Origin of the sequence: Ornithinibacillus massiliensis (assembly GCF_018310345.1) — a bacterium.
GTDB lineage: Bacteria > Bacillota > Bacilli > Bacillales > Amphibacillaceae > Ornithinibacillus > Ornithinibacillus massiliensis.
On record NZ_JAGXBY010000003.1, the window covers coordinates 306,664 to 323,412 of the forward strand.

Sequence of the window (16,749 nt, forward strand, 5' to 3'; positions counted from 1 at the left end):
TTAAATCTCCTTCCCCATAACATCCGGGTAAATCTTTTTACTTAAATAACGATCACTACCATCTGGAAAAATGACCACAATATTCGTACCCCTCTCTGCTTGTTTCGCTTCTTCTAATGCTGCACGCATCGCGGCACCAGAAGAACTACCAACTAACAATCCTTCCTTACGGGCAAGGCTTTCCACCATTTGAAAAGCATCTACATCACTGATTGTATGAATCGAATCAAAATAGCTTGGATCCATAAAAGCAGGTAAAAATTCCATCCCAATCCCTTCTGTTCGATGAGGACCAGACTTACCACCTGCAATAATTGATCCTTCTGGTTCCACAATCACAGTCTTGATAGTTGGATCTTTTTCTTTAAAAAATCGCGAACACCCCATGAATGTACCACCAGAACCTGCTCCTGCAATAAAAACATCAACATTCCCATCTAAATCATGCCAAATTTCTGGAGCGAGGGTTTTATAATACGTATTTGGATTAGCAGGGTTGGCGAATTGTTGCGGCGAGAAGCTATTTGGGATTTCGTTTAACAGCTGTTCTGTTTTTTCAATTGCTCCCTTCATTCCAGCTTCTCTAGGCGTATGGACTATCTCTGCACCCAAAGCTTGCATAATCAGTTGCTTCTCACGACTAAAATGTTCTGGCACAACAAAGATTACTTTTAAGCCTTTTTCTTTCGCTGATAGCGCTAAGCCAATTCCAGTATTACCAGCTGTAGGTTCTATAATCGTACCACCTTGATTAATCTTCCCTTTTGTAAGAGCATCATCAACTAGTTCTGCTCCTAGACGGTCTTTTATACTTCCACCAGGATTATAAAATTCTAGCTTTGCATAGATGTTAACTCCATCTGGAATACCATCAATATGGCGTATGTTAAGCAGAGGAGTATGGCCAATTAAATCATGAATCGATTGATATAATGCCACAGTATCACCCCATTAGTTAGAAAACTTCTCTCCAACCCTCTTTTTTCGCAAGCATCTCTTTTGCGATTTCCTTTGCACCTTCAAGGCTATGGTTGGCTGCCCAGCCGCATTGTACTTCATTACATGCCGGCACTTCATCTGCTGCTAAAACATCTTCCAATGTCTTTTCAAGTGTTACTAATACTTCGTCAAAAGAATCATTGTTTAAAATAGCCAAATAAAATCCTGTTTGACACCCCATTGGGCTAATATCTAATACGTTGTCCATATGATTACGAATGTTTTCTGCCATTAAATGCTCAAGAGAATGTAATCCAGCCATCTCCATGTGTTCTTTATTTGGTTGCTTGAACCGGATATCGTATTTATATACCTTGTCTCCATTAGCTCCTTCTGTTACACCAACTAGTCGAACATATGGTGCTTTCACTTTTGTATGATCTAAATTAAAGCTTTCTACATTCATCTTTTTCATCATCTTTCACTTCTCCTTTAAACCTTATTTAAATGTTGCTATGATAAGCCAAGCAAAATCATTCATTTGCTTGAAAGAAACATTAAACTGTTGCTCAGTAAATATTTGTTCGATTGTGTCAATATTAGGATAATACTCTCTTCGTAAATCCTCGGCAAGATTGGAATATCCAACTTCCTCTGCCTCTCTTATCTTCCGTTGCTTAGAAGTGTCCGATACAAAAAGTGTATCTGCAAATACAATTTTACCACCTTTAGGAAGTAATGTTGCAAAATTTTTAATTGCAAGTTCTTTTTCTTCATCATTTAGATGGTGAAATGCAAATGTACTAACTATCGTATCAATTGGAGTAGTAGGCTTTGGAAAATCTAAAAAATCACCATCCAATACCGTTACGTCGGGTAGCTTCATTTTCGCGATGTCTCGCATAGCTGGTGAAGGTTCGATGCCAATCACAGTATGTCCATCTTCCACTAGCTTCTTTGTTAAATTGCCAGTACCTACTCCAAATTCTAATACAGTACCAATCGAATTTTCTACCACTTCATCTAATATCTGATCGTACTGTTGAAAAACTTCTTTATATTCACGGTCATGCCCATTAACTGTATTATCATAGTTCTCTGCCCAATCCTCAAAAATCTCTAAGAATTCTCGTCCCATCTTCTCATCTCCATATAATGAAATCATAGTAAACCACTATGTTTAATATGAATTATATGTAATACATTACCACATGTTAACGTTTTTTTAAAGAAAAGAGATTAGTGCAAAAACTTAGGCTATTATGTATAAAATAATCCAGAAATGGAAAAAAGTGCCTATGTAGGCACTTTTTTCGACATTATCTATTTTGTGGGAAAACTCGTTCAATCATATTACCAATTTCTTCAAAGAATCCTTCAATTGGTCTTCCCTCATCGACATCACGTGCATAATTATCAGCTAAATCCATAAAATCTGGGTTAGTGGACACATATACATTGTCAATATTATTATCCACTGATTTTACGATGGATGAAATTTTCTCTTTAACCTCATCGGTTAATTCTCCATCCTTGTGATTTAAATTATTACCATTCTGATGTGTGTCTAGTTCAGCCGCAACATAGGCATTATTGTCTGTGGTCAGAACATAGGCATTATCAATAACATTGATTCGTTGAACGATTAAATCCGCCGCTTCTTCAGCTACATCATACCGATTTGCATTGGTTTGTTCATTGGTATTATTTATATTACGCGTATTATTGTTTCCTGGATTATTTATATTTCGGAATCGATTTGGTTCCTCCAAGTCACGTTGCATTGTATAGTTTCGATTATCACGCGTACCAATGCCATCTGGATGATTTTGATATCTTACGGGTTCGATATTATTATTATCTGTTCCACGCTGGCCTTCTTCATTATCTGCTGCACAACCAGAAACGATAAATAAAGCTGCTGCAGCGACAGTAATAAGTTGCTTTTTCATTTTATCCCTCCCCTTTTCGTTTTTAGTATGTATCAGTCTAAACTGTTTATGCTAAATAACCCTGACCTTAAATTGGAAACCACACCAAATAGTCTCTCGGAAATATATATATAATATGGGGAAGCTATAATTACCCTTGGAGTTTTAAGGAGGGGAATTCATGGATATTCCAGACTACGACAAGGCGTTGTACTACACATTATGGGGACAGTGGGATGATCTTCTCGTTCTAATGGTCCGCACAAAAGACGATTTGCTATCTAAGAAAATACAGAATTTCTTGCACGCTTATCACTATTCCTTAGATGAACAAAAAATTATCGATTCACACGACAACCTTCTTTACTATATAGACCACGCAATGAAATACACACCCGAAACCGCCTTAAAAATGTAGATAAAAAAACGCATTTGCTGTTCTGTTAAGCAAATGCGTTTTTTCTTATGATGACAGGAAAACATATTATGTATCTCGATGAAACCTTCATAAAAAAATATCGATAAATCCGTTATTCCCAACCTGTATCATCACTTGTTGGAATTTTCTTTGTGGTTATGACCATGTTTTTTCCCATTGTTGTGGTTGCTGTTGTTATGATGGCTACCTGATTTAGGCTCTTTGTCATTACCACGCTGTTTCCCCTTGTCTTTACCATTTCCTTTACCGTGGTCTTTTTCTTGGTGCTTATCGTTTCTCTTGTCCTTCCCCTTGGCGCCTTGCTTGTTTTCATTTTTCTTGTCTTTTCCATTCATGCCGGGATGTTTTTCTTTATTATTTCCGTTGATTTCCTTTGATTTTTTGCTCTTTTTAGGATGATTTTCTTTATGCTTATTCTTTTTTTGCTCATTACTATTTCTGTTCTTTTCTAATGAATTACTTTTCGAGTTGTTTAGCTCTAATTCTTCTTTATTAGCATTGTTATTATCATCTTGTATAACCTGATTTGAATCTTTCTCGTTTGTCACGTCAGCTTTAGCGTTTTTATTAAGGTAAAATGATTGCAATACTTGACTATCCTCTTCTGTGACAATAGATTGTAACTCTTCATCAGGTTCTTCGGTAACCTTTTTAGCTAATGCTTCATTCATCGATTGATTATTTTCTTCTGCTACAACTCTAACATCTTCGGGAATCTTAACGGTCACCACTTCCCAATCAGTCGTTTCAAAGCGCTCATCAATCCTATCAATAATCGGTTCTGTTTCTGTTTCCTTTATGTAATGAACACCAATCAGAACATTTTTAGCTGAATTCACAAAACCTTTTTCTTCACTTATCATCACAATATTAGCAATAACGTCATCGATCTCTTTTCCGGTTAAATCACCAAGCTCATGGATAATTAATTCTGCCTCTTCATTGAAGGGACTTACATTGGTGATCTCCAAGCTGCTATTCACTTCTAGTTCCATACTTGGGTTAATATCAATATCCACATATGCATATGCTTCATCCCCATTTACTACCATATACAGTGGAATTAACATAATTAAACATATACATGCGATAGCAATAACACGCACAGTGAAAAACTTTTCCCTTAATCTAGAAAAGTTTTCATTTTTCGTAAAAGGCTCATAGGCAACTTCAAAACCAATTTCGGCTCCTTTAACCGGATAAGCTTTTTCAAATAAACCATCGTGTGTCATTACAATGGTATATTTCTGATGCTGCTCCATGACTATTCCTTTTTTCACTGGCCCACCCCTTTCAAATAGTCATTAAGAAACACATAATCCCCTCCAAGAATAATAAAAATGGCTAAAATGAATTTCCGATTACGCTCTAACGTTTTTTTACTCACATCAACTTTCTTAGCCAATTCTTTTATCGGGAGTTTTTTCTTTTTTTCGACATATTCACTTAACATTTTATCATCTCGTATCATTCTTGCAATACGAACTGCACTATCTCGTGCATCACGATGCTTTGGTGAAACTTCGACAAGATCTTGAAGTGATAGCTTATACATGGCCAGTTTGTTCTGAAATTCAAGAATCTCTTGTCTACGATACCATGCTTCTTGTTCTAGTTGATACTTGCTCTTAACTGCTTCTACTTCGGTTGGATTCTCCATTTTCTCTTCATCATAACTTTCGTCAAACGATATGGTTACAGGATATTTATTTTGATAACGAATATAATCAATTACTTTGCGTTTGACGATTAAGCTACTAAAGGTTAAAAAAGAGCTCCCACGATCTGGTGAATACATACGTATTGCTTCATTAAATGCTGACAAGCCAATACTAAACTCATCATCTCGCTCTGGATCAATGTATCGTTTACAAACTTCGGATACTGTTTTAGCAATAAAGGGTTGGTATGTCTTTAATAAGAAATTATGTGCGGCTTCATCACCTTTTTGTGCTTGATCAATTAGTTCTTCTATTGGGATGTCTTTTAACATTTCTCGTGTCAAAGTAGACCACCCCTAGCATTCATATATTTCGATTCTGCTACAATTTTTTTGGGTGTGTCGAATAGCTTATTTATTATTATATATTGTTTTATATTTAAACAGGTCATTTTTAACCCACCATACTTTAATAATTTTCCATTTCAAGAATATGACTATCTTACAGTACAAGTATTACAGGGAGTGTCACAAGAGGATTACATTTTGTTTAAAAATAGGTAACTTTCCCTATAAAAAAGAAGAGACTAAATATCTCTTCCTTTTTATCGGTAGCTTTATTGAATTGTGGAAGCGTTTTAGATAATATTATTAAACGCGACAAGGAAAATACATTATTACTTCCTCTAGGTCTAATAGGGTAAGTGAAGGTTCACTCCTTCTGAATAATAATAGTCAATAGGTACGAAGAGCCCTACCTTTCCGTGTTCTGTATGATTTAAGGTTGCAAACACAACCCCAATTACTTGGCCTCTTTCATTTATAATAGGACTTCCGCTGTTTCCACGATATACTGGTGCGTCTATCATGAGAACTGGTAGATTCCAACTAGTTAATTGGGTATAACCGATTATAGTTCCTTGATTTGCTATTCCATTGAAAGCTAGTGGGTTTCCTATGAAGTTTATTTTTTCGTTTTCTTCAAAAACGGTTTGCTCTGCTAGCTCTAGGTAAGGTAATGCCTCTTCACTTTCTGTTTTAAGTAATGCTAAATCCACATCTGGATAGGTTTCTAATACATCTGCCTTATATAGGCCTAAATTAGGAAAAGCGACTGATACGCGCTTCTCATCATCCACTACATGGGCATTAGTTAAAATATACCCATCTTGATTGATAGCAAATCCAGTCCCTTTACTATCCTGTGTTTCCACTACGACTACAGCTTCTTTGTACGCTTTTATCTCATCATCAGCCGATAATTTCGCAGAAGTAATTAAAAAATCAATTGCTGGAATCGAAAAGGTCTTTGGAAAAAATGCTACAACATTAATTAGCATTGCAATAGCAATAAGCCAAAACGTCCATTTAGGAAACGGACGCTTTGGCTTTTTATCTTCCATAGTAGATTTGATGAGTGCTTCTTTACGGGCTTCTTCAACGATTTCAAGTAGCTCTTCCTCATCAAATTCCTCATATAAATCTTCATCAATAATGTCAGGCTTTTGGTCATTATTACGTTCCATCACGCTCACCCCACATTTGTCCTTCCGTACTATACAGCTCGTTGTGATATCCCTTGCTGCATTTTGTACATTTGGTAGTATGTTCCTTTTTCAGCGATTAACTGTTCATGGTTACCTTCTTCTATAATTTTACCATGTTCTAGGACAAAAATGTTATCAGCTTGTTGAATCGTTGATAATCGGTGAGCGATTACTAAAGTAGTTCTTCCTTTTTTCAATACTTCTAGTGCATGTTGAATGACATTTTCCGTCTCCGTATCAATATTAGCTGTTGCCTCATCCAATATTAAGATAGCTGGGTCAAATGCTAGTGCACGTGCAAAGGAAATAAGCTGTCTCTCTCCTAAAGAATACGTGCTTCCTCCTTCTGTCACTCGCTCATCATATTTTTTCGGTAGTTTTTCGATAAAACGATCTGCACCTACTGTTTTTAATGCTTCGATTGCCCGTTCTCGACTTATCTTCGGGTCGTTCATCGTAACATTAGATATAATCGTTCCTGAAAATAGAAATGGATCTTGTAATACTATCCCCATATGACTTCTAACCTGTTGTCTGGACCAATTACTTGTATCATGGCCATCAATCGTAATTTTTCCTTTTTGTGGATCATAAAATCGGAATAATAGGTTCATAATCGAACTCTTTCCAGATCCTGTATGACCAACAAAGGCAGCGGTATCTCCATCCTTTATGGAAAGGGATAAGTCTTTTAATACATATTCTTCCTTCTCATAAGCAAAGGAGACTTTGTCGAATTGGATATTCCCCTTATAACGTGGAATTTCCTTCTGATTTACTTCTTCTCCATCTAAGTCTAATAATTCAAATACACGACCACCTGCAACCCTTGCCTGCTCTAATAATGGTAGCTGATTTACGATATCATTTACCGGTTCAAATAATCTCGTTAATAAATCCACGATAGCATAGAGCATACCAATCGAGATTATCGTCTCCAAATTTAATGAGCTGGAGCCAAAATACCAAATAAATGCGACAAAAGCAATATTTCGAAAGACCGTTACTAGGTTATAGGACGTTAGTGCACTTAGCTTCAATAGCTTTCGCTGATATTTAAAATGTCTTGTATTTAACTCTTCAAATTCTTCCTTCGTTTGCTTCTCTCTTCGGAATGCTTGAATAATCGTCATCCCTTGAATGGCTTCATTAATCTTCCCGTTTATCTCACTAATCGTGGACCGGATTACTTTATTATATTTCGTTCCAAAGAATTTATAGAATCGCATCCATACTAGTAGTAATGGAATCAAGAGCAAGAACCACACCGCAAGCTTCGCATTTAAAATAAATAATGCAACAAAGATTCCAGCCATATAGATGGCACTTGTAACAATAATACTTAAGACACGTTCATAGAGATCACGGATTGCCTCTGTATCATTTGTCACACGTGCCACAATCTTACCTGCTGGTTGATTGACATAGTAATTAATCGGAATTCGTTGCGTATGTTCAAAAATATCATTACGCATCTTTTTAACAATCTGGTTAGAGGCTTGTTGTAATAAGAATGTTTTATAAAACTGAAAAATACCTGCAATAAGTAGCAACCCAATATATAAAGCTAATAACCATAAAATCGGTCGTTGTTCTGGTTGGAAAAAGCCATAGATGTCACTTACAGTGATTTTTTGCCCTGTAAAGGTTGTTACTTCTTCCTGTGACTTCACAGAAATTATATTATCCTCTACTGTTCGCTCCCCAAGCATAGGAACTTCTCCTTCTACAAGATAATATTCCTTACCAATTTGCAGCAGGGAGTTAGTACTAATTATTTCATCCTCTTCATTAATACGATCTGCTCTCTTATAATAACGTTCATTAAACTCGACCGTATTTCGGTCATTGTCACTGCTAATTTCATACCATATACCTTCTACACCGACAATATGATCATCAATAATTGTCTTTGCAATTAAAGGTCCAGCTAACTCAAGAGCAGTTGCAATGATTAAAAATAGTATACCGATAATGATTTTCTTTTTAAATTGTAGTGCATATTGAAATAGCCTTTTTTCGGTTGATTTCTTTCGCATTAGGAGATCGCCTCCTTATCATCTTCAAGCTGCTGTTGTTCGTACTGTTCCTTATACCATCCATCATTTTTGATTAATTCTTCATGTGTACCTTCTTCGGCAATAATTCCTTCTTCTAGCACAATAATATGGTCAGCATGTGTAACAGCGGATAACCGATGGGCAGCAATAAAGGTTGTTTTATTTTTTCTTTCTTCTCGTAAATGCGCTATAATCTTTGATTCTGTTTTTCCATCTACAGCTGATAACGAATCATCTAGTATTAAAATTTCTGGATCCTTAATAAAGGCTCTTGCCAAGGCTACACGTTGTTTCTGACCACCGGAAAGGGTAACACCACTTTCCCCTACTTTCGTATCCAAGCCTTGTGGCAACTGCTTCATATCTTCAACAAAATGAGCTAGCTCCATAACGCGATAGATTTCTTCATCTGACGCATCACTTTTACCAAATTGAATATTTTCTCTAACACTTTTAGAGAACATCACTTGATCTTGTGGAACATATCCAATCCAAGAACGAATTTGATCCAAGCTCATTCGAGCTAGACTGACCCCGGATACTTTTATTTCACCAACTACCCCTGGGTATTGACGGAGCATTAACTTAAATAGTGTCGTTTTACCGGAACCAGTTTTCCCTACTACTCCAATAGTCTGCCCCTTCGTAATAGAGAGGTTTATATTCTCTAATTGATTTCGCTTTGTTCCCGGATATGAAAAGGAAACATTGTCAAATTCTATTGTTTCTACTTCTGTTACCGACATTGGCTCCTCTGGTTCTTTTACGTCGGCTTCATAGCCAATTGTTTCATTAACACGGTCCAAAGATGCATTACCACGTTGTAAAACATTGATTAATTCTCCTACAGCAAACATTGGCCAAATCAACATTCCTAAGTAAACATTAAAGGAAACTAAATCCCCTAAGGAAATCACATTTTGAAATACAAGTATCGTCCCATATCCTAGACCGATTGTATAGGACAAGCCAACTAGAATTTTCATCGTTGGTTCAAACATGGCATCAATTTTTGCAACTGCAATATTCTTTTGATACACATCTTCTGTCATTGCCTCAAAACGGTCCTTATCCTGCTTCTCCTGAACAAATGCACGGATAACGCGAACACCACGAATGGATTCTAATACTTCATTATTCATATTTCCAAATGCGGCCTGTGCCTCAGTAAAACGTGCATGAATTGCTGCACCGTATTTATTCATAATAATAGCCATTATAGGAAGTGGAATTAAGGCAGCAAGTGTTAACTTCCAGCTAATCGAAAACCCCATCATCGCAATGAGCATAAACATAAAGGTCGTCGAGTCTACTAGAGTTAAGACTCCAAACCCAGCAGTTTGGGCAATGGCTTTTAAATCATTGGTACTTCTTGCCATCAAGTCACCTGTTTTGTATTTCCCGTAAAATGTCGGTGTCATTCGAAGAAAATGATTAATTAACTTTGAACGAGTCCACCTTTCCAAAATCACCGCTCCACTGAATAACGTATAATCCCAAATAAAGGAAACACTATAGTGGATTACAATTAACACCAGATAACCAACAACTATAATAGTAAGTAAATGGGACGTTAATGTCTGAAATTGGATATGATCAATCGCATATCCAAGAAGTCTAGGTGGGATTAGTCCAATTGCACTAGCTATAATCAATGTAATAATAGCAAACGTATACCGTTTCCAATAATGCTTAAAAAACCAATCTAACTTTTTAAAAACCTGAAACATTACTTATCACCTTCTTTATCTCTTTCGCTGTTATTTTTGAATTGCTTTTAGCTGCTTTACATATTCAACCATTAAAAAATGCATGCGCCAATGACGCATGCATGTAAACGAACAGAATAGCTCTCACTAATCCCTTATATTACAAAAAGGCCACAGCACATGGGTGACCTTTTACAAAACAGAATATATTCTACCTTAAATCGAATCAAATTTCGTTCTTGTAAGAGGTCATATAATTATTCAATTGTAAAGCAACGTTGTTTACGATAATGATGTTTTTCATTTTGATGACCTCCTTTTCTTAATTTTGAATACTTTTTTAGTATAAATTGGTAATAATGAATAGTCAACATTTTTTTAAGATAAATTGTTTTCAAATATATTGACCTATACTCATACTAACAAACTTTTGTGCATTCTTTTCACCTTACCCTTTTCTTTTCCAGGTAACTCATAATTTTTTCAATAACCTACATACTAAACTCTAACCAGTGTTTTTAATGGAGGTTCCTATGTGGAAAAGAAATAAAGAAAATAAGGATACTATTTTCCCGGTTACAATTGATAAGCTAGAAAAATTGTTAGTAGATAAATTCAACAACAATCCCAATTTAAAGTTCTCAAAATACAATATAAACGATAAAAAAGTAGCTGTCTTTTTCATTGACTATCAAGTAGAGATTGATAAAATACAGCAATCCCTACTTCAGCCTCTACTTAATATGGATAAGAAAATAACCAATAGTACGCTACTTTATGAACTACCATTAAATTCTGGTTCTACCTCGCACACCTTACAGGATGTCTTAGAAAAATTAGTCATTGGCGAGGTATTTATCTATATAGAACTTGAATCTGAGATTGTCAGCTTTTCAATGATTTTAAAGGAAAGTCGTAATATCGAAAAAGCGGAAACAGAATCATTAGTACTTGGTCCAAAAATTTCCTTTACGGAATCACTTTCCAAAAACATGAATATTGTACGGTCTCGAATTATTTCAAAAGATTTAGTATTTGAAGAAGTGAAGATTGGGCACTTATCTCCACGTGATGTTCGATTAGTTTATTTAAAATCCATTGCAAATGAAGTCGACGTCAATACAATGCGCCAACGACTTAATGAATTAGATGTAGATGAGATTGAAGATACAATTGTATTAAAACAATTTATGGAGGATTCACAGACGAACCTTTTCCCGCAATTTGTTGAGACGGAATTACCTGACCGTTTTACTTACAATATTACAAGAGGAAAAATCGGTGTCTTAGTTGAAAATAGCCCAACAGCATTTATTGCACCGGCTACTCTTTTTTCCTTTTTGGAATCGACAGAGGATCTGTATATGCGTTGGCAAGCAGGGTCCTTTCTACGGATTATGCGATTTATGGCGATGATTTTCTCTGTGTTGATTACACCAACCTATGTGGCCGCAGTGACATACCAATATGCTATTATACCAACGCAATTACTTATATCAATTGGGCAATCTAGGGCTGCCGTACCGTTTCCTCCAATATTTGAGGCCTTACTTCTGGAATTTTTACTAGAATTACTACGAGAAGCCGGTGCCAGACTACCAACAAAGGTTGGTCAGACAATGGGTATTGTAGGTGGTATCGTTATAGGTCAAGCAGCAGTAGAAGCCGGTTTAACCAGTAATATCCTCATCATCGTTGTGGCAATGAGTGCATTATCATCCTTTACAACACCTAGTTATTTATTTGGTACAACAGTTCGAATCATTCGTTTTCCATTAATTGTACTTGCTGGAATATTAGGCTTATTAGGTATTGCATTCGGGCTATGTTGGCTCATTATCCATATGCTACGACTAACATCCCTTGGCCGTCCATATTTAGCACCGCTTTATCCATTACAAATTAAAGATTTTAACAAAGTGTTCTTTAGAGCACCCTTGAACTATTCCAGTCGGAGAGCTAAAACCTATCGCCCCAAATCTATTATTCGTTTTAACAAAAAAGATGCCAAGCAGAAACGTGATATCGATGAGTAGGTGACATATGGAAATCAATCTGAATGTTAAGACCAATTTACAAATACGGGCATTTTACCTATTTTTTATCATCGCCGGATTACAGCTCGGTGTTGGCATAATAGGTGCTCCGCGCTTTATCTACCTGGAGGCAGAACGTGATTCATGGTTAGCTATACTGATTGCATTTCTGTTTACTTGTCTAGTGGTTGCTGCTATGTTTACTATTCTCAATCAATATGAAAATGCCGATTATTTTGGAATACATGTAGATGTGTTTGGAAAATGGCTTGGAAGAATATTAGGAACACTATTCATTTTATATATATGCATAAGCTTTCTTTCGATCCTAATGACCTACATTCAAGTTATTCAAATCTTTTTATACCATGCTCTTCCCAATTGGGTACTAACCGTTCTTATTATGATTCTTGTTGTTTATGCTGTATTTGGGGGAGTTAGAGTTGTAGTTGGGGTAACCTTTATACTCTTTATCATAACCTTTTGGTTAATTGTTACACTCTATGACCCGTTTATACGAATGAATTGGTATAACTTCTTACCATTGTTCCAATCTTCTTTTCCTGAGCTATTAAAAGGTGCTAAGGCTACCGCTTATACGTTATCAGGATTTGAGATTCTAATGGTTATTTATCCTTTTGTCAAAAACAAAAACAAAGCCAAACTACCGACATTTCTCGGTCTTACGTACACTGCAATCGTTCTTATTCTCGTTACCATGATATCGATCGGTTACTTTAGTCCAACAGGGCTAAAGAATATTAATTGGGCTATACTACTATTAGTGAAAAGTACATCGTATACGTTCCTCGAACGTCTAGACTATATTGTAGTAGTAGGATGGTTACTGGTCATTATTCCAAATCTCGTCTTATTAATGTGGGCAATTGCACACGGAATGAAAAGAATGTATTCTATTTCTCAGAAAAAAACCCATTGGGTCGTGACAATCTTGATTTTAATCATCGTGAATTACTTTCGATTTGATTACCAAATTACCGCCTTAACCGATTGGGTAGCCAAGTTAAGCTTTTGGGTCGTATATATATATCCGTTTATTTTGTTACCTTTAGTCTTGTTGAAGAAGAAATGGAAAAACAAAAAAGGCAGTGGTTCATCATGAAACGTTTACGTATCTTACTATTGCTCGGTATCGTTCCTATATTAAGTAGCTGTCTTGAAACAGCGCAATTAGAAGATCTTGGCGTGATTACCGCTCGTGGTGTTGATCGTATAGAAAATCAAGAAATTGAAATGAATATGGCTATATTACAATTTCAAACCAATTTTACTCATCCTACTACCGTCGTTAAAGGAGTATCGGACACCATTAAGGGAGCAAGGGCCGATGCTAACCAGAGTGTAAGTCAATATTTAGTACCTGGGAAAATGCAGCTCGAAATATATGGTAAGGAACTCGCACAATCCGGGATCAATCCTTTCATCGATACGTTAATACGAGATGCAGCGATTCCTGATACATTGTTATTAGCTGTCGCAGAGGAGAAAGCTAGGGATATTTTTCATATCCCAGTTGAAAATATTTCCACTAACCTTGGAGAATTTTTGCATGGATTAATTGAGCCATCAGGTGAATCTCAAATATTTCCTAGTGTAACCCTTCATAAGTTTGCCGTTATTATAAATAATGAGGGTGTAGATCCAATATTACCCATGATGGGTGTTCGTGATGATATCCCGACAATTACTGGCATAGCGCTATTTAAAGACGATAAAATGAAAGGGCAACTCCCTATCGAACTGGAACACCTCTTTACCATTATGGATCGTCCTCAGACTGGAGAATTACTTGAATTAATCATTCCTCGCGAAGCCGTTTCTGAATATCTAATGAATTCTGAGGAAGCGGAGAAGATAGGTGAGATAAGACTCGTGTTCTTAATCGAGCATGGAACTACGAAAAAGGTTCTTACAGACAAAGAAAAGCTTACATTTGATACGAACATAAGGCTTGATGTAAGCTTACAAGAAATCTCCAGCAAATATAATTTAGATGATCCGAAAGCAATTAATAGCTTAGAAAAGGAAGTAGAAAAAGTACTAACAGCCCAATATGAGGATATTCTGGAATATTTAAAAGAAATCAATGCGGATAGTTTCGGATATGGAACCGTTTATCGAATAAATAATAAGGATGGAAAATTAACCGATAAAGAATGGGACGAAAAGTATCCTAAACTTGATGTAACCTTTAATATTAATGTTAATATTATTCGACATGGAACTATAAATAAGTAGGGGTACGAAGAAACCCCTACTCATTTGCATATGACGTTAGTTGCTTACACATAACGATTAGCTATAATACTGTGCACTTTCTGTCACTTCTTCTGAAACTAACCCGGATAACACATGAACCCGTAGAATGAATCCTACTAGTTTAGCTTCCTCATTCTCGACAGCTAATGGATATTTCGATTCCAAGGCTTTCGGGATAAGATCATGAATATATTCATCTTGTTGAACGGTGACATAATCAGCACGTAAAATATCTACTAACGTTTTCTTCTCTTTTTTTGCTTGTATTGCATCATCAATGGTAATGATTCCCTTAACACGACGACCTCTATCAACAACATAGACACTGGAGATACCGTTGTCTTCCATTTCTTTAATTGCTACATTTAGCCCATCCTTTAAGGATACTAATGCATTCGGTTTAATCATAATATGTTCTGCCTGAAAGACTTTAGAACGGTCAATATCTTTAATAAAATCTGAGATATAATTATTTGCCGGGGCTTCAATAATCTCCTCCGGCGTTCCAACCTGTACCACATGACCATCCTTCATAACCGCTACCCTATCACCTAATTTAAATGCTTCATTTACATCATGAGTGATAAAGATAATGGTCTTTTGCAGTCGCTCTTGGATATCTAATAATTCCAGTTGCATCTCCCTACGAATTAGCGGATCAAGCGCACTAAATGGTTCATCCATGAGTAAAATATCTGGGTCATTTGCCAATGCACGTGCAAGCCCAACACGTTGTTGCATCCCACCTGAAAGCTCATCTGGATACTTATCTTCATACCCCTTCAGGCCTACTATCTCAATATTTTTTAAGGCAATCTGTTTTCGTTCTTCTTTGGATACACCACGTATTTCTAGACCATATTCAACATTAGCCAATATCGTCCGGTGGCTAAATAGACCAAAGTGCTGGAAAACCATTGCAATTTTTTCTTGCCTAATCTTTTTTAAATCTTGCTTATTTGATTTCGTGATATCGATACCATCTATATAAATAGAGCCTGCAGTTGGCTTGTTTAATAGGTTAAAACAACGGATTAGGGTAGATTTTCCGCTACCAGACAAGCCCATAATAACAAATACCTCACCCTTTTTTATGTCTAAAGATGCGTCATAAACGCCTACCGTGTGTCCTGTTTTTTCCAGAATTTCTTCTTTCGTCTTCCCTTCCTCAACTAAGGGTATAACAGACCTCGGCTTTGATCCAAAGATTTTCGATACATGATCTATTTTTATCTTCGTCTCCATTAACTAATCCCCCTTTGGAACTTAGCTGCCACACCATTTGTCACCCGGTCGATAATAATCGCTAGAAATACGATACTAATACCTGCTTCAAATCCTAGTGCTATATCAATACGATTTATCGCAACGAGCACTTGCTCACCTAACCCTTTTGCACCAACCATGGAAGCAATTACTACCATTGCGAGTGCCATCATCGTAGTTTGATTCACTCCAGCCATAATCGTAGGCATTGCTTGTGGGAGCTGTACTTTGCGTAGCATTTGCCCCCTTGAGGAACCAAAGGATTGCGCGGACTCAATGACTTCTTTGTCTACCCCTCGTATCGCAAGCTCTGTTAACCGTATAACTGGTGGTAGTGCATAGATTAGTGTCGCAAATATTGCTGATACATTACCAAGCCCAAAGAAGAAAATAGCTGGAATCAAATAAATAAAACTTGGCATTGTTTGCATGGCGTCTAGAATCGGGCGCATGATATTGGAAAACCCTTTATTAAAGGCCATCCATATTCCTATCGGTATACCAATTAATAAGCAAATGATGACCGCTACGACTATTATTGCTATCGTAGTCATCATATCCTCCCATAACCCGAAGCTTCCAATTAGGAATATAAAGATTGCAAATAGCACCCCTGAGAAAATCGATTTAAAGTACCACCCTAGTAAAAAGATAACGATAATAAAGCTCCACCAAGGCATGGCTACAAGCATATTGTCAATAAAATTAATCGTTCTAGAAGAAATAAAATAAATTAAGTCAAATAAACCTTCTAAGTTTGTAGCTAAGAAACTAACAAACTGATCCACATAATCTCCTATATTCGTACGTATATCTGGAAAGCTCCCCATTAGTAGACTGCATGACGCAGTCCCTTCACCTCACTTATTATTCACTATAAAT

General features: G+C 36.4%; 15 protein-coding genes. 4 read left to right on the forward strand and 11 right to left on the reverse strand.

Going from position 1 to position 16,749, the window contains the following annotated elements; all coding sequences use genetic code 11:
• The 4 genes from KGF86_RS10185 to KGF86_RS10200 form a co-directional block, all read right to left on the reverse strand.
• On the reverse strand, positions 1-939 hold the full coding sequence (locus KGF86_RS10185) for a PLP-dependent cysteine synthase family protein (protein ID WP_211741763.1): 939 nt from the start codon (positions 937-939) through the stop codon (positions 1-3).
• A 16-nt stretch (positions 940-955) separates the two neighbouring features.
• Positions 956-1,417: an S-ribosylhomocysteine lyase gene (locus tag KGF86_RS10190; RefSeq protein ID WP_186869281.1), complete on the reverse strand. Its 462-nt coding sequence runs from the start codon at positions 1,415-1,417 to the stop codon at positions 956-958.
• A gap of 21 nt (positions 1,418-1,438) precedes the next feature.
• Positions 1,439-2,077 (reverse strand): class I SAM-dependent DNA methyltransferase, encoded by a 639-nt coding sequence (locus KGF86_RS10195; protein ID WP_211741764.1) that lies wholly within the window; start codon positions 2,075-2,077, stop codon positions 1,439-1,441.
• A 181-nt stretch (positions 2,078-2,258) separates the two neighbouring features.
• Entirely contained in the window at positions 2,259-2,891 is a 633-nt protein-coding gene (locus tag KGF86_RS10200; protein ID WP_186869279.1) for a YhcN/YlaJ family sporulation lipoprotein, read from the reverse strand.
• Positions 2,892-3,051: 160 nt separating this feature from the next.
• On the opposite strand from KGF86_RS10200, the gene KGF86_RS10205 reads away from it, so the two are divergent.
• A complete protein-coding gene (locus KGF86_RS10205; RefSeq protein WP_186869278.1) occupies positions 3,052-3,288 on the forward strand; it encodes a YhdB family protein in 237 nt (78 codons plus the stop codon).
• 131 nt (positions 3,289-3,419) lie between these two features.
• Here KGF86_RS10205 and KGF86_RS10210 read toward each other — a convergent pair whose 3' ends face one another.
• From KGF86_RS10210 to KGF86_RS10230, 5 genes are all read right to left on the reverse strand, one after another.
• The gene (locus KGF86_RS10210) at positions 3,420-4,589 is read right to left on the reverse strand and encodes an anti-sigma-I factor RsgI family protein (protein ID WP_211741765.1); all 1,170 of its coding nucleotides are present in this window, start codon (positions 4,587-4,589) and stop codon (positions 3,420-3,422) included.
• On the reverse strand, positions 4,586-5,314 hold the full coding sequence (gene sigI, locus KGF86_RS10215) for an RNA polymerase sigma-I factor (protein ID WP_211741766.1): 729 nt from the start codon (positions 5,312-5,314) through the stop codon (positions 4,586-4,588). Before sigI ends, KGF86_RS10210 begins: the two co-directional genes overlap by 4 nt.
• A gap of 347 nt (positions 5,315-5,661) precedes the next feature.
• Entirely contained in the window at positions 5,662-6,495 is an 834-nt protein-coding gene (locus KGF86_RS10220) for a S1C family serine protease (RefSeq protein WP_211741767.1), read from the reverse strand.
• Between the two features lie 29 nt (positions 6,496-6,524).
• Positions 6,525-8,555 (reverse strand): ABC transporter ATP-binding protein, encoded by a 2,031-nt coding sequence (locus KGF86_RS10225; protein ID WP_211741768.1) that lies wholly within the window; start codon positions 8,553-8,555, stop codon positions 6,525-6,527.
• A complete protein-coding gene (locus tag KGF86_RS10230; RefSeq protein ID WP_211741769.1) occupies positions 8,555-10,306 on the reverse strand; it encodes an ABC transporter ATP-binding protein in 1,752 nt (583 codons plus the stop codon). Before KGF86_RS10230 ends, KGF86_RS10225 begins: the two co-directional genes overlap by 1 nt.
• Before the next feature lie 512 nt (positions 10,307-10,818).
• On the opposite strand from KGF86_RS10230, the gene KGF86_RS10235 reads away from it, so the two are divergent.
• From KGF86_RS10235 to KGF86_RS10245, 3 genes are read left to right on the forward strand one after another with little or no spacing between them, the layout of a single operon-like run.
• Entirely contained in the window at positions 10,819-12,321 is a 1,503-nt protein-coding gene (locus KGF86_RS10235; protein WP_211741770.1) for a spore germination protein, read from the forward strand.
• Between the two features lie 7 nt (positions 12,322-12,328).
• A complete protein-coding gene (locus tag KGF86_RS10240) occupies positions 12,329-13,444 on the forward strand; it encodes a GerAB/ArcD/ProY family transporter (RefSeq protein ID WP_186869272.1) in 1,116 nt (371 codons plus the stop codon).
• On the forward strand, positions 13,411-14,580 hold the full coding sequence (locus KGF86_RS10245) for a Ger(x)C family spore germination protein (protein WP_211741771.1): 1,170 nt from the start codon (positions 13,411-13,413) through the stop codon (positions 14,578-14,580). Before KGF86_RS10240 ends, KGF86_RS10245 begins: the two co-directional genes overlap by 34 nt.
• 57 nt (positions 14,581-14,637) lie before the next feature.
• On the opposite strand, the gene KGF86_RS10250 is transcribed toward KGF86_RS10245, so the two are convergent.
• Positions 14,638-15,846 carry a quaternary amine ABC transporter ATP-binding protein gene (locus KGF86_RS10250; RefSeq protein ID WP_211741772.1) on the reverse strand — a complete coding sequence of 403 codons (1,209 nt, stop codon included), beginning with the start codon at positions 15,844-15,846 and terminating at the stop codon, positions 14,638-14,640.
• Positions 15,846-16,697 carry an ABC transporter permease gene (locus tag KGF86_RS10255; protein ID WP_186869269.1) on the reverse strand — a complete coding sequence of 284 codons (852 nt, stop codon included), beginning with the start codon at positions 16,695-16,697 and terminating at the stop codon, positions 15,846-15,848. Before KGF86_RS10255 ends, KGF86_RS10250 begins: the two co-directional genes overlap by 1 nt.
• Positions 16,698-16,749: the final 52 nt, after the last annotated feature.